Source organism: Halopseudomonas pelagia CL-AP6, assembly GCF_000410875.1.
Lineage (GTDB): Bacteria > Pseudomonadota > Gammaproteobacteria > Pseudomonadales > Pseudomonadaceae > Halopseudomonas > Halopseudomonas pelagia.
The window spans coordinates 76148-92641 of the sequence record NZ_AROI01000007.1; the positions used below are offsets into that span (position 1 = coordinate 76148).

Annotated in this window: 15 protein-coding genes and 1 tRNA gene; 4 read left to right on the forward strand and 12 right to left on the reverse strand. The window is 59.8% G+C overall.

Going from position 1 to position 16494, the window contains the following annotated elements; all coding sequences use genetic code 11:
* Window positions 1-21: 21 nt before the first annotated feature.
* Together K787_RS0106340 and argF are read right to left on the reverse strand one after the other, a co-directional pair.
* A complete protein-coding gene (locus tag K787_RS0106340; RefSeq protein WP_022961955.1) occupies window positions 22-1146 on the reverse strand; it encodes an ABC transporter ATP-binding protein in 1125 nt (374 codons plus the stop codon).
* Between the two features lie 31 nt (window positions 1147-1177).
* A complete protein-coding gene (gene argF, locus K787_RS0106345) occupies window positions 1178-2083 on the reverse strand; it encodes an ornithine carbamoyltransferase (protein ID WP_022961956.1) in 906 nt (301 codons plus the stop codon).
* Between the two features lie 276 nt (window positions 2084-2359).
* On the opposite strand from argF, the gene K787_RS0106350 reads away from it, so the two are divergent.
* Window positions 2360-4453, forward strand: a complete 2094-nt coding sequence (locus K787_RS0106350) for a molybdopterin oxidoreductase family protein (protein WP_022961957.1) — start codon at window positions 2360-2362, stop codon at window positions 4451-4453.
* Window positions 4454-4563: 110 nt separating this feature from the next.
* On the forward strand, window positions 4564-4881 hold the full coding sequence (gene grxD / locus K787_RS0106355; protein WP_022961958.1) for a Grx4 family monothiol glutaredoxin: 318 nt from the start codon (window positions 4564-4566) through the stop codon (window positions 4879-4881).
* Window positions 4882-4933: 52 nt separating this feature from the next.
* Here the strand turns inward: grxD and K787_RS0106360 are convergent, their stop codons facing one another.
* Window positions 4934-6139, reverse strand: coding sequence for a molybdopterin molybdotransferase MoeA (locus tag K787_RS0106360; RefSeq protein ID WP_022961959.1), 1206 nt, complete (start codon window positions 6137-6139; stop codon window positions 4934-4936).
* Window positions 6136-6684, reverse strand: a complete 549-nt coding sequence (gene moaB / locus K787_RS0106365; protein ID WP_022961960.1) for a molybdenum cofactor biosynthesis protein B — start codon at window positions 6682-6684, stop codon at window positions 6136-6138. The genes K787_RS0106360 and moaB overlap by 4 nt, the downstream gene beginning before the upstream one ends.
* A gap of 72 nt (window positions 6685-6756) precedes the next feature.
* Here moaB and mobA point away from each other — a divergent pair, with 72 nt between their 5' ends.
* Window positions 6757-7335 carry a molybdenum cofactor guanylyltransferase MobA gene (gene mobA, locus K787_RS0106370; protein WP_022961961.1) on the forward strand — a complete coding sequence of 193 codons (579 nt, stop codon included), beginning with the start codon at window positions 6757-6759 and terminating at the stop codon, window positions 7333-7335.
* An 88-nt stretch (window positions 7336-7423) separates the two neighbouring features.
* Window positions 7424-7500: transfer RNA gene (locus tag K787_RS0106375), tRNA-Pro, on the forward strand.
* Window positions 7501-7672: 172 nt separating this feature from the next.
* Here the strand turns inward: K787_RS0106375 and K787_RS24255 are convergent.
* From K787_RS24255 to K787_RS0106415, 8 genes are all read right to left on the reverse strand, one after another.
* Complete coding sequence (locus K787_RS24255) at window positions 7673-8482, reverse strand: energy transducer TonB (protein ID WP_022961962.1); 810 nt, start codon at window positions 8480-8482, stop codon at window positions 7673-7675.
* Window positions 8479-8901, reverse strand: a complete 423-nt coding sequence (gene exbD, locus K787_RS0106385; protein WP_022961963.1) for a TonB system transport protein ExbD — start codon at window positions 8899-8901, stop codon at window positions 8479-8481. Before exbD ends, K787_RS24255 begins: the two co-directional genes overlap by 4 nt.
* Complete coding sequence (exbB, locus tag K787_RS0106390; RefSeq protein WP_022961964.1) at window positions 8901-9836, reverse strand: tonB-system energizer ExbB; 936 nt, start codon at window positions 9834-9836, stop codon at window positions 8901-8903. The genes exbD and exbB overlap by 1 nt, the downstream gene beginning before the upstream one ends.
* Before the next feature lie 29 nt (window positions 9837-9865).
* On the reverse strand, window positions 9866-10240 hold the full coding sequence (locus K787_RS0106395; RefSeq protein WP_022961965.1) for a YbaN family protein: 375 nt from the start codon (window positions 10238-10240) through the stop codon (window positions 9866-9868).
* Window positions 10240-10866 carry a biliverdin-producing heme oxygenase gene (locus tag K787_RS0106400; protein WP_022961966.1) on the reverse strand — a complete coding sequence of 209 codons (627 nt, stop codon included), beginning with the start codon at window positions 10864-10866 and terminating at the stop codon, window positions 10240-10242. Before K787_RS0106400 ends, K787_RS0106395 begins: the two co-directional genes overlap by 1 nt.
* A gap of 165 nt (window positions 10867-11031) precedes the next feature.
* Window positions 11032-12501, reverse strand: coding sequence for a surface lipoprotein assembly modifier (locus K787_RS0106405; protein ID WP_022961967.1), 1470 nt, complete (start codon window positions 12499-12501; stop codon window positions 11032-11034).
* Between the two features lie 120 nt (window positions 12502-12621).
* The gene (locus K787_RS0106410; RefSeq protein WP_022961968.1) at window positions 12622-13368 is read right to left on the reverse strand and encodes a Slam-dependent surface lipoprotein; all 747 of its coding nucleotides are present in this window, start codon (window positions 13366-13368) and stop codon (window positions 12622-12624) included.
* Window positions 13369-13465: 97 nt separating this feature from the next.
* A complete protein-coding gene (locus tag K787_RS0106415; protein WP_022961969.1) occupies window positions 13466-16489 on the reverse strand; it encodes a TonB-dependent receptor in 3024 nt (1007 codons plus the stop codon).
* Between the last annotated feature and the right edge of the window lie 5 nt (window positions 16490-16494).

Sequence of the window (16494 nt, forward strand, 5' to 3'; positions counted from 1 at the left end):
GGCGGAAAACGCGGTAACAGCCTAGCTGGAAGCGGTGCTGGCGCTGGTATCCAGCACTTGCTCCAGTGGCAGTTGGGCGTGCAAATTCACGCTGCCCTGCGCAGCAAAGACCACCAGGTGGTCAGCGGCCACACGGATGCCCAAGGATTCGCCCAGCGCATGATCGTCATGACTGGGGAAAATGGTTTCCAGAACACTACCGGTCGCCAGCTTGAGCCGGTATAACGTCGTAGCGCCGAGGAAGGTCTTGCCAATGATAGTGGCGCGCAGGCTGCTGTGCTGCTCGCCGACTATATCGTCTGGCCGCAGCAACACATCCACGGCGCTGCCGGGCGGCAACTGGTAGGCACGATTGCCGCGAATGACGCCCAGTTCAGTCTGTACCGTATCTGGTGATATGAGCTGGCCGCGAATAAAATAACCCTGGCCGATAAAGCTGGCAACGAAGGGGGTGGCCGGCTCATGGTAGAGGTTATAGGGCGTGTCCCACTGCTGCAGATGGCCTTCCTTGAGCACACCGACATGATCGCTGACGGCGAAGGCTTCGTTCTGATCATGGGTCACCAGCATGGCGCTGGTGCCACGTAGCTTGAGAATATCGCGCACCTCGCCCGAGAGCCTGCGACGTAACTCACCGTCCAGATTGGAAAAGGGTTCATCCAGCAACAGTAGCTTGGGATCGGGCGCCAGTGCCCGAGCCAGAGCTACACGTTGTTGCTGTCCACCAGACAGCTCGTGGGGGTAACGCTTGCTTAGCGGAGCGAGTTTGACCAGTTCCAGCAGCTCTGCGACCTTGGCCTTGCGCTCAGGATGCTTGCTGATGCCGAAAGCCACATTTTCCTGCACCGTCAGGTGCGGGAACAGCGCGTAGTCCTGAAACACCATGCCGATACGGCGATCCTCCGGCGATACGCGCTTGGTTGGGGTCGACAGGCTGCGCCCATCCAGACGAATTTCACCGCCAGTGATCGGCTCGAAACCAGCGATAGCGCGCAGAGTCGTGGTCTTCCCGCAGCCGGAGGGGCCAAGCAGGCAACCGATATCGCCACTGCGCAAATGGATATTCAGATTCGAGACGACTGGATGGCCGGCGTAGCCGCAGGCCAATTGGTTTAGCTCCAGAACAATGCCGTGGCTGTCAGGCATGCAGTACCCCGTGGTTGAACAGTTCGGAGAGTTACTCGACCAGCAGAAACTCGACCAAGGCTTTTTGCGCGTGCAAACGGTTCTCGGCTTGAGCCCATACTACGCTGCGTGGGTCGTCCATCAACTCGCTGCTAACTTCCTCGCCCCGGTGTGCTGGCAGGCAATGCATGAATAACACTTGTTCGTCAGCTAGATCGAGCATCGCAGGCGTGACCTGGTACGGCGCAAAGCGCTTCAGCCGGGCTTGCGCTTCATCTTCCTGGCCCATCGACGCCCACACATCGGTGTTGACCAGATGAGCACCGCGCACGGCTTCTTTGGGATCGCGCATTACGGTTACTCGGTCGCCAGCCTGGGCCAGGAACTCTGGGTCTGGGTCGTAGCCTTCTGGGCAGGCAATGCGCAGTTGAAAATCAAATTGCATGGCGGCCTGGATGAAGGTGTTGCACATATTGTTACCGTCACCGATCCAGGCCACGGTTTTGCCCTGAATATGGCCGCGGCGTTCCAGGTAGGTTTGCATGTCCGCGAGCAACTGGCATGGGTGCAGGTCATCACTCAGGCCGTTGATAACGGGAACGCGGGAGTACTGGGCGAAAGTTTCCAGATCGGCATGATCAAAAGTACGAATCATTATTGCGTCGCACATGCTGGACAGCACCCGAGCACTGTCTTCGATAGGCTCGCCGCGACCCAGTTGCGTATCGCGCGGTGACAGGAAAATAGCCTGGCCGCCGAGTTGAATCATGCCCGCTTCAAAGGACACGCGGGTACGGGTCGACGCTTTCTCGAAGATCATTGCCAGTACGCGATTTTTCAACGGCTCATAGATAACGCCCTGCGCATGCAGTGACTTGAGCTCGATGCCGCGTTTGATCAGGCTGATTAGTTCCGCCTGAGTGCAATCCATCAACGAAAGAAAGTGCCGTACTGTCATGTTGACTACCTGGAAAATGGGAGCGGCCAGTGACCGGAAACACAAAGGCCTATCGCGACCCAGAGGCCCGATACAAGCCATACCAAAAAAAGAGAAGGGCCGATCTTATCGGTAAAATCCGTTGCAAGGCAAATAGGCACGCGGTGTCTGCGGGACGGGGCAATCAATTCAATTACTGAATGCCAGCGTATTTTGCTCCTTGCGGGCCCGGCTGGCGGGGCCTAGAGTGCATGACTGAGCATGTACTTAAGCATAAAAACCAACAGAGTCACTGCCATGCCTGTAACCCATTATCGTGCCTGTCATCTGTGTGAGGCCATTTGCGGCCTGGCCATCGAAACCGAGGGTGAGCAGATACTCTCGATCAAAGGTGACCACGATGACCCGTTTAGCCGCGGACACATTTGCCCCAAGGCCATTGCCTTGCAGGATATTCAGAACGACCCGCAGCGTCTGCGTATGCCGGTCAAGCGGGTAGGTGAGCAATGGCAACAGATTGGTTGGAGCGAGGCGTTCGAGCTGGTCGCCAACCGTCTGGCTGACATTCAACAAGAGCACGGACAGAACGCTGTAGCGGTGTATATGGGTAACCCCAATGTGCACAACTATGGCTCCATGACACACAGCAACTACTTTCTTGGGCAGTTGCGCACCAAGCAACGTTATTCCGCCACATCGGTGGACCAGTTACCGCATCATCTGGTGTCGCTGTGGATGTATGGGCATATGCTGGCGATCCCGATTCCTGATATAGATCACACCGATTTCTTTCTGATGCTGGGCGCCAACCCCATGGCGTCCAATGGCAGCATCATGACCGTGCCGGACGTAGGCAAACGCATCAAGGCGCTGAAGGCACGTGGCGGTAAACTGGTGGTCATCGATCCGCGCCGCAGCGAGACCGCCGAGCAGGCTACCGAGCATTTATTCGTGCAGCCCGGTACGGATGCCTCCTTGTTGGTGGGTTTGCTGCATACCTTGTTTGACGAGTCGCTAGTCAAGGATAGCCCCGCTTTGCAGGCGACTCTGGGGCTAGATCAGGTCAAGGCCGCCATCGCCCCGTTCAGTGCCGAGGCCATGGCCGAGCACTGCGCGATTCCGGCAGCCAAGATTCGTCAGCTTGCGCGCGATTTTGCCGCAGCCGATAGCGCCGTCTGCTACGGACGCATGGGCGTTTCAGTGCAGCGTTACGGCACGCTCTGCCAATGGCTGATCCAGATCATTAATCTGGTCACCGGCAATCTCGACCAGCCGGGTGGGGCACTCTGCACCGAGCCAGCCTTTGACGTGGTGGGTATGGGCAAAGGCGGTCATTTCGATAAATGGCGCAGCCGAGTATCCAACCTGCCAGAGTTCAATGGTGAGTTGCCGGTGGCGGCCTTGGCGGAAGAAATGCTCACGCCCGGTGAGGGGCAAATTCGTGCCTTGGTGACTTCGGCAGGCAATCCGGTGCTATCCACGCCGAATGGCCGCCAGTTAGATCGCGCGCTGGAGGGGCTGGAATTCATGGTCAGCGTCGATCTGTATATCAATGAGACGACTCGGCATGCCGATGTGATCCTGCCGCCGACTGCGGCGCTGGAGCATGATCATTACGACATCACCTTCAATAACTTCGCAGTACGCAACGTGACCCGGATCAATCTGCCGATTCTGCCCAAGCCTGAGGGCAGTCTGCATGACTGGGAGATTTTCGTAGGCCTAGGCCGGGCTTTCTCCACGGTGACCGGTCAGCCACCCAGGCAGACCATGGCGCCGGAGATGATGGTCGATGCTGCCTTGCGCAGTGGTCCTTACAAGGACCGTCTGAGCTTGGCGGTGCTCAAGGAGCATCCGCACGGTATCGATCTGGGTCCGCTCAAGCCTAATCTGCTACCACGCCTGCAAACCGCGAGCAAACAGATAGAATGTGCACCTCAGGCCATGCTTGATGACCTGCAACGTTTTGCTGATGATAGTCAGGAAATGCGCCCTAAACAGGGTGAACTGCGCTTGATTGGCCGCCGGCATGTGCGCAGCAACAACTCCTGGATGCACAACTATCAACGTTTGGTCAAAGGCAAGGCGCGTGACCAATTGCTCATGCACCCTGATGATTTGGCCCACCGCGGCCTGAGCGACGGCCAGCAGGTGGTCGTGCGCTCCCGGGTTGGCGAGGTGACCGTAGCGGTGGTTGCCAGTGACGAAATGCTCGCTGGCGTAGTCAGCCTGCCACACGGTTGGGGGCATAATCGCAAGGGCGTTGAACAGGATGTTGCCACCGCCCACGCGGGCGTCAGTGCTAACGATCTGACCGATGAACGCTTTCTTGACCCGGTCACCGGTAACGCTGCACTCAATGGCGTCACCGTGGAAGTGGTCGCGGCCTGAAGCATCACGGCCATCTTGGGGGCCACCGCCATTCTGCTGCGGCCCCGGTATTGCCACAGGTCTGAATGGGTTACACTAGGCCGATTCGGTCCTGCTACAGAGGAAGCACCATGGATACCATCGATACGATCAAAGAACAGATCGGCAATAACCCGGTCCTGATTTACATGAAGGGTGCGCCTAACGCGCCCCAGTGCGGTTTTTCCGCGCGCGCCGTGCAGGCTCTGATGGCCTGCGGCGAGAAGTTTGCCTATGTGGATATTCTGCAGAATCCGGATATCCGCGCCGAACTGCCGAAGTACGCTAACTGGCCGACCTTTCCTCAGCTGTGGATTGATGGTGAGCTGGTTGGCGGTAGCGATATCATTGCTGAGCTGCACGAATCAGGTGAGTTGGCGACTATGATCAAGGCCGTCCTTAAGGCCTGATAGCGTCAGAGCCTACAAAACCCGCAGGGTGCAAGCCATGCGGGTTTTTTTGTCACTGAAACAGTCCGTCAAAAGGCAAGAACGCTAGCGGCTGGCCGAGCTTTACCACGGAACCAGCCGGTATCAATATCAGCCCAGTGGCCTCGCTGGCGCTACTCAATACGCCCGAGCTCTGATTGCCAGCAGGCACGACCTGGCCGTTTTGCAGGCAGGCGCGCAGATATTCATCGCGATTCCCTGCCTTGCTTGATTCGAACCCGGCCGGTACCGACAATTGCAGTGGCTCGGTCTGTTCCATGCCAAGCCGGCGCAGCAGATAGGGGCGGACCAACAGCAGGAAAGTTACCAGCGTTGCTGCGGGGTTACCTGGCAGGCCGAGCACCGGTACATCGGCAAAGCGGGCCAAGGTAAAAGGTTTGCCTGGTTTAATCGCCAGCTTCCACATATCCAGTTGGCCGTGTTCGCGCAGTGCCATCCCCAGATAATCTGCTTCACCTACTGATACGCCGCCGGAGCTGATGATCAGATCAGCCTGCGCGGCCAGTTCATGCAGCCGGGTCTGGGTTTGATCGGGATCGTCCGGCAGTATGCCGCCATCAATGATCGTCTGGCCCATGCGTTGCAGGCAGCCGATCAGGGTGTAGCGGTTGCTGTTGAAAATCTGCCCCGGCCCTAACGCTTGGCCGGGCTCGACCAGCTCATCCCCGGTCGATAGAACGGCCACGCGCAAGGCGCTGCGCACGGAAACCGCGGGAATGCCGGCTGAAGCAATCACGCCCAGGTCCTGAGCGCGCAGCCGTTGGCCGACAGGCATGATGGCTGCTCCCTGGCGTATGTCCTGGCCGGCGGGCCGCACATTCTGGCCGGGTTTCACTGATTGTGTGAAGCGTGCAATACCAGCGTCTAACTGGATATTCTCTTGCATTTCAACGCTGTCTGCGCCGGCTGGTATAGGGGCGCCGGTAAAGATGCGTGCACAGGTGCCTGCCTCCAGTGGCGGCGGTGCCATACCGGCGGTAATGCGCTGGCTGATACGCAGACCGGTGCTCAACGCTTCAGTTAGATCCGCTGAGTTGAATGCGTAGCCGTCCATCGCGCTGTTGTCCCAGGGCGGTACGTCGTGGGCGCAGTACAGGGTTTCGGCGAGAATACGATTCAGCGCATTGGCCAGCGGCACCCGTTCAGCAGGTTGCGGCGCTTCTGCCGACGCGGCCTGCAGCAATCGCTGCAGGGCATCCGCAACTGGTAGCAGGCTCATGAGCGGCTGCCGCAGGTCGGGTCAGCGTTCGCATCGACAGCCAAGTGCTGAACAAAGTTACAGGGTCGTGTCCGGCTATCGAGCTGTTCTTCAAGAATGCGACCCCATGCGGTACGACAGGCGCCGGTCGAGCCTGGCATGCACACGACCAGGGTACGATTGGCCAGCCCCGCCAGCGCCCGCGACTGCAATGTTGAGGTGCCAATCTCTTCCCAGGAGACATGCCGGAACAGCTCGCCAAAACCCTCGACCACCTTGTCCAGCAATGGTGTTATCGCCTCAGGAGTGCTGTCACGGCCGGTGAAACCGGTGCCGCCAGTGATTAGCACAACCTGCACATCAGGACGGGCGATCCAGTCCGATACCACCGCACGAATGCGGTAGATATCGTCCGCTTGCAACTGACGATCCGCGATCTGGTGGCCTGCTTCGGTGGCGCTATCGACCAGCACTTGACCGGATGTGTCGGTCTCCGCCGTGCGTGTGTCGCTGACAGTCAATACGGCAATATTCAATGGGGAGAATGCAGTGGCGTTATGGGCCATATAAGGCGATCCTTTGGCAGACAATGCGTCCGGTGTTATAACACAGCGCAGTGGATAATCAGAGGGCAGCCAGTGACGGTGATAGGTAAAACGCAGCTCAGCTTATTGCTGCTCGCGGGCGGGCAGGGCAGCCGCCTGGGGGGGCGCGACAAAGGGCTGATGGCGTGGCAAGGGCGGCCGATCGCGGCACATCTGGTGGCAATGATCAGGCCGCTGGTGGGTGAGGTGATCATCAGCTGCAATCGCAATCACAGCGAATACCAACGCTGGGCCGATCAACTGGTCAGTGACCAGAACGCTGAGTACCCCGGCCCGCTAGCAGGTATCCTTAGCGGGTTGAATGAGTGTAAAAGCAGCCATTTGCTGGTTGTGCCCTGTGACCTGCCGCAACTGGATCAGGCGCTGCTCATCCAACTGCTCGAACAGGCCGCCAGTCAGCCGACGATTCCCTGGTTGATCAAAGTCGGTGATGCCTGGCAACCGCTTGTCTCGGTGATCCCTCAGCAGCGGTTGCCCGAGTTGCAGTGCGCTTGGGATCAAGGCCAGCGCAGTCCGCTGCGTTGGCTGCTGAGTCAAAACCACGGCGTGTTGACACTGCCCGCTGACGACCTGCGGCTGCACAATGCCAACTGCCTGGAAGATTGGCAATAAATCTACCTAAGCCTCTGCTGGCGCTAAATATTATTTGAGTCAGATACTTGAGAAATTAATGTCGTGCGGTAAAATGCGAGCACACAATCGGAGTGTAGCGCAGCCTGGTAGCGCGTCTCGTTCGGGACGAGAAGGTCGCTGGTTCGAATCCAGTCTCTCCGACCATTTCATTGCTTCTAGTAGCCTCAGCAATACCTGAAAAGCCCGCTTTGTGCGGGCTTTTGCTTTTCTGGGTGTTTCCCCTCTTTTTCTCTAGGTAGTTGCTCACCGAGCACAACTACAACGATATGCTCACTGTTGAGTGGGCGAGTGATGGGGTGAAACGATCCGCCACGGACTAGAGCGTGAAGGCTATCGGTATGCTGATTCTTAGCGGATTACCCCTCACCTGCGGCGGTGGAAGAGGTAATGGTTCGGCGCGCCTGGCGAGTAACAAGGCCTCACTGTCGAGGGTTCGGGCTCCGCTACTGTGGATTAATTCGACCTCCAGCACCTGACCGTTGCGGTCCATGGTCAGGGCGATGATGGGCATACCCTGTTGGTTTGCGCGCAATGCCTGGCGCGGGTAGCGCTTATAGTGTTCCAAATGAGCATAGAGCAGCTGTTCCCACTGCTGGCGCGCATCAAGTTGCTGCGGGCTGATGGCCCCGACGGTTGGTGCGTTGACGGTCTCGCTCCGCTGGACGTTCTCGATGCTCGGTGGTGCGCTGGTTTCGGAAGCGGCGTTCTGGTCGGCGCTCTCGTTGACGGGTTCCGGCAGTTCATCCGGGGTATCTTCTACTGGCGGCTCCATTGCCTCTACTGGGTCTGGCTGCCTGGCTGGCAGGCTGACCTCGGCTTTGGCCACCTCGGGCCGCGCGGACGGGCTCTCTTCAATAACTACTGGCCGGGGCTTGGCGGCGGCGGATTCAGTTTGTTCCGGGCCGGGCGGAAGCTCATTTGGCGGGTTGGGCGGAGCCGCCAACGGCATAGCCAGTTCTATGACCATGGGAGCGGATAGGGGCTGCAGATCCTGCGGCGGGCTCGGTTGCCACAGATAAATAGCAAGCGCTGTTGCGTGCAGACCAATTCCGGCTAGCGCCGCGCTTAGCCAGAAAACCACCCCGCTCCTACTGCGGCTGCGCTGCGGGCCTGCCAACGGAGTCATTGAGCGCGTTCCAGGCCGACCAGTGCAACTTTGAGGTACCCCGCATCGCCGAGAGCATTGATTACCTCGGTCAGGTCGCCGTAGCTGATGCCTTTATCCGCCCGCAGGAAGATGCGTTGTTCGATGTCTGGCGCGGTGCGCGCCAGCGCAGCAGGCAGGTCGGCCAGATTTACCTGTTGCTCCTCACCAAGGGTCAGACTGAGATCTGCCTGCACGCTCAGATACAGTGGGTCCTCGGCGGGCGGTTGCGGTTTGGCGGTGGAGGCGGGCAGGTCGACCGGCACGCTGACGGTGGCCAGCGGTGCGGCGACCATGAAGATGATCAGCAGTACCAACATCACGTCTATGAAGGGCGTGACGTTGATCTCGTGGTTCTCGCCCAACTGCCCGTCATCGCCACCGGATAACTTGAAGCTCATCAGTGCCGCCCCATGCTGATCGGCCGCACGGTATGCAGGCCGTCAGCGTCTGGCTTGTCGGTGCCGTGCTGGCGATCGAGGTCGCGGCTGACCAATGTCAGCAGTGCGGTAGCGATGTCTCCCAATTGTGCGCGGTAGCCGTTGATGGCGCGGGCGAAATGGTTGTAGATCACCACCGCCGGGATCGCCGCGACCAGGCCGAAGGCGGTGGCCAGCAGTGCCTCGGCAATGCCGGGCGCGACGACAGCCAGATTGGTATTTTGCGACTGGGCGATGCCGATAAAGCTGTTCATGATGCCCCATACGGTGCCGAACAGACCGACAAAGGGTGCTACCGAGCCGATGGTGGCGAGGATGCCGGTGCCCTTGTTCATCTGGCTGCCGGCATGAACCTGCACACGGTCCAGGCGGGCGCCAATACGCTCCTTTATGCCTTCGTCGCTGGCCGGCCCGCGTGCGGACAGGGCCAGCTCATGGGCGGTGGCCTGCAGCAGGTCCATGCCGGCACCGCGCTGGTCCTTACTCTGCTGGCGGGCATAGGCAAAGTGTTCCGACTCGACCAGCAGGTGCAGCAGGCGGTTGGCGCGCCGGCGTGCTTGCGTCAGTTGAATCAGCTTGCCAACCCATACTGACCAGGTCAGCAACGAGGCCAGCAGCAGACCGATCATCACTCCCTTGACCACCCAGTCTGCGGCCAGATACATGCCCCAGGGGGAGAGGTCTTCCGGCAGTGCCGCGCCCAGGGGAGAAGCGGCTTCAGGTTCGACTGCGGACAATGGGTCAGCGGCCACGGCGCCAGCCGAGTCTTCCGCGGTGACACTCAGTTCAGCGTTGCTCGCCGGTTCGGTTGCGGCTGGTTCGGCGTCCTGGGCTAGCGGGGCGGTGCTGAGCAACAGGCTCAGCAACAGAGTGGATAGTAAAGTGAGGGGACGCATGGGTTCGATCCTCGCGCGTTTGGCGCGGTTCAGGGTTGAGGGCAGGGTGGTTCCGGACGGCTGCATAGCCAGAGCAGCACCAGACACATGCTTGATGGCACCAGCCACTGGACCCAGGTGCTGGGCGCGCTCAGGCAGATCAGCGGCATGCTGATGAACATGCTGATGCCGGCCAGCCATTTGGCGCGACGGGGAATGGCTCCGTACTCGTGCCAGTTGCGTATCGGCGGGCCAAACCGCGGATGGTTGAGTAACCAGATGGCCAGTGGCGGCCAGCCTTTGCCAGCGGCCCAGACCGCCAGCAGCATGAATACCGTGGTGGGCATGCCGGGCAGCACTGCACCAATCAGCCCTAGGGCGACAAAAGTGAGTGCCAGCAGGCGCCATGCGAACCGCAGCAGCATTAGACCGCCGTGGCCGGCTGATTGTCAGCCATCAGTTCTTCCACCGAGGTTCGTACAAAGGTAAAGGCCGCACGGGCACCCTCAACCGCTTCGGTACGGGCTGCCGCTGTCAGTTCCAGGTCATCCAGCGCCTGCTTGAACTGTCGCCAGTGCAGGCCGCGACCGTCAGTGTGACCGGCCAGATGGCGGGCGCCGAAGGTTTCCGATAACCCCAACTGCTCCCGGGCGTGTTTGAGTAGAAATGCGGCGCCCAGCGTCGAGCCCTCGTGGGTATAGAGCCAGCCGAGGGCTTCGTTGGTGCTGGCTGGATTGATCATGCTGCCGGTTTCCCGGTCGATCTCCTGCTCCTCGGGGCTGATGTTGAAGTCGGTGCAGTCCTGCAGTATGGCCTGCAGCCGACTACGCTCGGCCAGACCTGGGAGCATGGCCTGCAACTCCGGGTTCTGGTACAGCGGCGAGGTGGCGTGGTGCAGGCGCAGCTGCATGCGCAGGAAGCAGGCGAAACGCTCACGGCTTGAGAAGGGTGCCAGGGCCATAATGCGTCGGTCGAGGCTCTCGTGGGTCGAGGTGGTCTGCTCTTTCAGGTAGCTGCTCAGGGGCAATGCGGTACTGTCTGCCGGGTTCATGGCGGGTCCTTGCATAACGGGATATCTTCGAAAGTGCTTGGGCGCCGGGTGGCGCGGTTCAATACGTTCTATTTACATAACGAATGAGGCAGTGCTTTTCCGTAATGAAATTAAGATATTTTTTTATTCGTATTTGAACTGGGGCGCTCTCGGCTTGGCTGTTGCTCAAAACAGTTTTTCCAGACGGAAACTGGTCTGGGTGCGCTGGTAGGAGTAAAGCCAGTCGACGCTACTGCGCACTTCGGTGTGCTTGAGACTGAGGCTAGGGGTAATACCCTGCCAAGCTAGTCCCGGCAAGCTGACGATCAGCGTGTGATTAGTCTCGCCATCACGGCGACGGGCGCCGAGCAGTGGGCTGTACTCGGCGTATTCGCGGTGTCGGAACGAGCTGAACAGGCTGGCGCGAATCCCGCTTTGCAGGGTCAGCGCGGCACCCAATCTCGCGCCGCCCTGCTGATAACCGTAGACCGGCTCCTCGGTGCGCCTTTCGCTCAGATCGAGGCCGCCGAACAGCGTCCAGCGCGGCGAAAGCACATGCCAGCCAGTGGCATAGAGTGCGCTGTTGCCGCCGTTGTTGTAGCGGTACAGCGGGTCCTGATAGCGCATGTCGCGGTAGGTCGCTTCCAGCTTTACCGCGCTGCGGCGGCTGAGCTGATGCAGCCATTCGGCGCGGGCGCCCCAGGCGGAATACATGCCATCGTTGCCGATGCGATTGGTTTCGAAGGAGGGAGCCAGCGAATACTGATTGCGCGCGCTGCGGTAGCTGTAGCCAAGATTGGCGATCAGGGTGCTTTCGTTGTACTCGCTGTAGTTGCGGTAGCTGTAGCCATACAGCAGGGCGCGGGCGTATAGCCCGTGATGGCCCGAGAGCGCAACACGACGGTTGAGGGTGGCCTCGTAATCGAGGCCTGTGGCGCTGATCGCCTCGGGCAGGGTGCGGCGCACAATACAGGTGCCGCCGTTGGTGGCCAGCAGGCAAGTATTGCTTTCCGAACTCTGGTTCAGATTGTCGACCCAGGTCGGGCCCAGGTTGATTGAACCTTGCCAGTCCTGACGCTGATCCAGTGCTGCGAGAAAGCGCTCGACGCTGGTGCGTACGCCCAGAGTGTGGGCGTCGTCCGCGGGCAGGCCGGCGCGGATCTGCCGAAACAGGGTTTCGGCTGCCTGGTCCTGCTGGTTTTCAAACAGCACGCGGGCCAGCTCCAGTTTCCCGGGCAGAAAGTCGGGCTGGCGCTGCAGCAGTGCGCGGAACTGTGTCTCGGCATTGCCTAGTTGGCCGCGAACGCGCTGCAGCACGCCGTCGGCGTAGTGCAGCAACATGGGGTCGGCGTTGGGCAGGCCGCGGTAGCGTAGCAGGAAGGCGCTGGCGGCCTGCCATTGCTGATGGCTGAGCGAAAGATAGAGCGCCCGGCCCAGATCATTGGCATTGTTGCCGATGGCGAGGGTTTCGCCATTGAGGGTAATGGTCGGTTGGTCATCCAGTTCGCCTTGTAGCAACTCCTGCTCCTGTGCGTTAGCGTTGCCTTCAATGTGCTGATTGAGACGCAGGGTGGTGTCTTGGTCAGCGGCGTGTATGGCCGCACTGCCGAGCAGCAGTAGCATAATGAGGATCAGATGCAATGGATGGCGGGTCATACGGGCTCGTTGCTGGTTGGCCGTGTTGCGCGGCCGGAAAGGGTAGGGCCGAAGCCACCTCTGCAGCGGTGGCTCCGGTCCGGTTTCAGCTTCTGCCCTGGCCGGGACAGTCTGGTGCGATCAGTCTTTGGTGCCGCCGAAGGCGGTGTCGTAATCGCGGTTGCTGAAAGTAGCAATGCCGGCCAACGCAGCGGCGTCGCTGCCAAAGAAGTTGCCGGTCACGCTACCATTGGTTACCACACCGGCGGAGCCATTGGCAGACGCGTTTGAGCTGCTGATGTTGCCCGCGCTGTCAAAGCTGGCGCTGCCGATATTGACCGCCAAACCGCTGTTGGCCAGGCTGCCCGACAGGCTGTTGGTAGCGAAGTTGGCGGTAAAGGTGCCGCTCATCAGATTGCTGCCGGAGTATTCATTGATGCCGTTGACGCTATAGGTAGCCGTGCCGCTGGTGGGTACGCTGGTGCCAGTATCATCGCCGACGTAATACACGGTGCGGCTGCTGTCACTGCTGGTACCGGTTTGTGACCACTCGCCAAAGTAGACATTGGCACCGCTAACCTGGGCGAAGTTGAATACGCCCATGCCGCTGTGATCCGGTTCGTCGATGTCGATTGGTGAACTCAGAGTGTAGACACCGTTGCTGACGCTGCTGTAGAGGCTGAGGCCGGCGAAATCAACTTTGTCGCTTAAACCAATGGTGTAAACGCCGATACCCGGAAGTTCATCATTGTGAGGTCCTGCATTAACGGTAGATTCGCCAACCTCTACGTAGGTATTGTAGCTTTCAGTGCCAACAATGTCGGCCTGGGACAGGGCACTGACACTCAACAGGCTGGTGGCCAGAACAGACAGATAGATTGCTTTCATGTGAATCACCTTCATGTTTGATGTGTGAGTAGTACTGCGCTTGCTGGGGTGTTCCGCTTGCTTTTTCTGGTAGTGCACCTCCTGGTTGTGGGGTTGATCAGAACTGCGCCGTCAGGCTCAGTTTCAGCGCGCGGCCGGGGGCCGCGACCGCAGAACGCGAGGTCGGGTCTATGTAGTACTCGTCGGTGAGGTTGCTGCCGACCAGCTCCAGGGTAAGGTCGTCACGGGGCTGGTAGCTGACGTAGGCGTCGTAGGTGGTGACGCTGCCCCAGGACAGCGGCAGGTTGTAGATCGCCAACAGGTTGGTTTCGGCGTTAGCCTTGTAGTCGTCCAGATCGCTGTTTTCGTGTTTGCTGAAATAGGTCGCACGGCTACCCAGTTCGAGCTTGTCATTGAACAGCCGACCGCCAATATTGAGGTTGGCGGAGTAGCGGGGAATAGCATGGGCAATCAGATAACCGCCCATAAAGCCGTTCTCGACACAGTCGGGTACCGAGCCAAAGCGAGGATCTGCCAGCACGGCGGAATTCTTGTCGCAGACTTCGTTTTCCAGATTGTAGGCCAGGCTCAGGTCGCCGAAAAAGCCGCCGTTGTCGTAACGAGTCTGCAGCTCGATGCCACGCAGGGTCTGTTGTTCTATGTTGTAAAACATGAAATTGTTGCTGCGCTCGATCAGGTTCTTGGTGCGGTGCTGGTAGTAGGCCAGTTTGATATCCGCAAAGCGTTCGGGGTTGAGCAGCTCGGTCAGGTTGTGCACGTACCCGACCTCGTAGTTGAAGGCGTGCTCTGGTTCCAGGGTGTAGAAGGGATTGAGCGAGGCGGAGAAACCGATGGTGCTCTCGAACATGCTGGGGTAACGTAAGGCCTCGCTGTAGCGCAGGTACACACGGCTGTTGTCGGTTACGCGCAGGGCGGCAGAGGCAACTGGGGTCCAGCCGTGACCGTGGCGGGTTTTAGCGGGAGTGGCGATGGCGCTGGTGGTGCCGGTTCCGATAGTGCAGTCGCCGGTCAGATTGTCGACACTATCCAGCGTGCCGTTCAGGCAAGCGTTGGTATCGCGACTGTAGCGACCTTTGCTGTCAGGCAGCCAGTCGACCCTGTGAGTTGCGGTATAGGTGGTGCTCAGGTTGGCGATTGCTTCCGCAATCTGCTCCTCGGAGAACCCCCATGTGTCCCGCAGCACATTGGCTGTATCTTCCCTCCGGGTAGTCATTTCCTCTTCGGTGTAGCTCTCTGTAGTGCGGTAGGTAGCGTTGCGGCTAGTAATGGCATTGGTGCTGATCAGGTTGCCTGCCGCCTGCTGCTCGGCAAGAAAGTCATCCTTGGCCCAGAACGAGGAGTAGCGCATGCCCAGGTCCAGGGTGAGAAAGTCGGTGGGGCGCCAGTCGAAGTTGAAATTGAACTCGCGCTCTTCGCGGCGGCCGGCACGCGGAAACATGCGCCAGCCATCATCCACGCCGCCGTATTCGTCGCCTGAGCGCAGCTTTTCGTGCTGATAGCTACCGCCCAGGGTCAGGTCCAGGCTGCTGGCCAGTTGCAACTGGTTGCTTAGTGTCAGGCCCGTGCGATTCTGGTCGGCGTTGGCCACGGCGGTATTGCGCAGAACGGGGTCAGTCCAGGTGGCGTAGTTGGGGAAGCCGCCGGCGCTGTAGGTGTCGCTTTCGGTGCGGGTGGTCCAGAGGTTGGCGTAGAGATCTATCCAGCGGTTGTCCGGGTTGTACTGGTATTCCATGTTATAGGCTTTGGCATCAACATGGCTGAGGGGCCACTGCACGGCGCCCTTCTCGTCGGCATTGGCCAGTCGGGTGGGCAAAATCTCGCCATACAGGCTGTCGGTGTCGCGGTAGCCGAAGGTCAGGTTGTGATTGTCGTCGAACTTCCAGCGCGCCTTGAACAACCAGGACTCCATCTTGCTGGAGGTATTGGGCACCTCATCACCGGGGTGGAAATCCAGGGCCATGGTCTGCGAGTATTCCTGCACCCGCGAGCCGGTGTCTTCCTGCGAGTAGTAGCCGGCGCCGTTCTTGCCGGAGAAGTAGTTGCCGTGTTCGCGGAAGGCGTAGGCGCCCAGCAGCTCGAACTTCTCCTGCCGGGTGCCGAGCGCTAGTCGGTAGGCGTGGTCGTTGGTGGAGAGCACTTTGTCGTCGCTGCTGCTCTTGAGGTTGATGCGCAGGGTCGGATCGCTGCTGGGCACGCTCGGATTCATCGGGAAGCCGGGTACGTCATAGTAATTTTCGCCGCTGCGCAGCTTTGGGATGCGCGGCGAGGTGGTGTTGTTGCCGGCCTCCAGCTTGAACTCGCCGCCGAAGCTGTCGCCTGCGGCGAGAATGTCATCCACATCGATGGTGCTGGCAACCACGGCACCGCCCACCGAGCTGTTGACGTTGCGTTCGATGTTCGGCCCCTTGATGACCTTGATGCCGCCGATCAGGTTGGGGTCGATGTAGCTGCGGTTGGACGCGCCGTTGTAGCCGCGCCAGACCGACATGGCCTGTTCGGTACCGTCGATGGTCAGTGGCACCCGGCCTGGCCCCTGGATGCCGCGAATGTTGGGGTCGAGTGCGCCGCTGTTGCGGGCGTCTCCGGTGTAGACGTTGAGCATGCCCTTGAATACGTCCGCTGGGTTAGTGCCCTTGTAGCGCTCGATCTGCTGCTTGCCGGAGTAGACGCTGGAGATGTTTTCGTCATAGATCGCGTCGTAGCCAGCTTCGTCACGGCTGGGCCGGTACAGCGCGGTGCCCTGCACATTCAGCGGCGCCAGTTGAATGGTGCTGGCGTCGGTCTGCGGGCGGTACAGCCGCCAGGCATCGTCGGCCTGGCGCTGCGCTCTGAGCCCGCTGTTGGCGAGCAGGGTGTCGAGCCCCTGGTCGACGCTGAACCGGCCCTGCAGGCCAGTGCTTTGCAGGCCATTGGTGAGTGCAGCATCTAGGTAAAGCTCGATGTCGGCTTCCAATGCGAACCGGTTGAGCACTTGATCCAGACCGCCGGCGGGAATGTCGAATGACCGGATGGCCGTGCTCTGGGCATGAACCGTCGTGGGTATGGTAACGGCACCGAGGCCAAGGCCCAGGTGCAGGGCTAGCGCCAGAGATGTGTGGCGTAATGCAAAACCGCGTGGCATGGGTT

Excerpts from the sequence above, each read along its gene's own strand:
- K787_RS0106340 (WP_022961955.1), bottom strand. The coding sequence starts at position 1,146 with ATGCCTGACAGCCACGGCATTGTTCTGGAGCTAAACCAATTGGCCTGC.
- argF (WP_022961956.1), bottom strand. The coding sequence starts at position 2,083 with ATGACAGTACGGCACTTTCTTTCGTTGATGGATTGCACTCAGGCGGAA.
- K787_RS0106350 (WP_022961957.1), top strand. The coding sequence starts at position 2,360 with ATGCCTGTAACCCATTATCGTGCCTGTCATCTGTGTGAGGCCATTTGC.
- grxD (WP_022961958.1), top strand. The coding sequence starts at position 4,564 with ATGGATACCATCGATACGATCAAAGAACAGATCGGCAATAACCCGGTC.
- K787_RS0106360 (WP_022961959.1), bottom strand. The coding sequence starts at position 6,139 with ATGAGCCTGCTACCAGTTGCGGATGCCCTGCAGCGATTGCTGCAGGCC.
- moaB (WP_022961960.1), bottom strand. The coding sequence starts at position 6,684 with ATGGCCCATAACGCCACTGCATTCTCCCCATTGAATATTGCCGTATTG.
- K787_RS24255 (WP_022961962.1), bottom strand. The coding sequence starts at position 8,482 with ATGACTCCGTTGGCAGGCCCGCAGCGCAGCCGCAGTAGGAGCGGGGTG.
- exbD (WP_022961963.1), bottom strand. The coding sequence starts at position 8,901 with ATGAGCTTCAAGTTATCCGGTGGCGATGACGGGCAGTTGGGCGAGAAC.
- exbB (WP_022961964.1), bottom strand. The coding sequence starts at position 9,836 with ATGCGTCCCCTCACTTTACTATCCACTCTGTTGCTGAGCCTGTTGCTC.
- K787_RS0106395 (WP_022961965.1), bottom strand. The coding sequence starts at position 10,240 with ATGCTGCTGCGGTTCGCATGGCGCCTGCTGGCACTCACTTTTGTCGCC.
- K787_RS0106400 (WP_022961966.1), bottom strand. The coding sequence starts at position 10,866 with ATGAACCCGGCAGACAGTACCGCATTGCCCCTGAGCAGCTACCTGAAA.
- K787_RS0106405 (WP_022961967.1), bottom strand. The coding sequence starts at position 12,501 with ATGACCCGCCATCCATTGCATCTGATCCTCATTATGCTACTGCTGCTC.
- K787_RS0106410 (WP_022961968.1), bottom strand. The coding sequence starts at position 13,368 with ATGAAAGCAATCTATCTGTCTGTTCTGGCCACCAGCCTGTTGAGTGTC.
- K787_RS0106415 (WP_022961969.1), bottom strand. The coding sequence starts at position 16,489 with ATGCCACGCGGTTTTGCATTACGCCACACATCTCTGGCGCTAGCCCTG.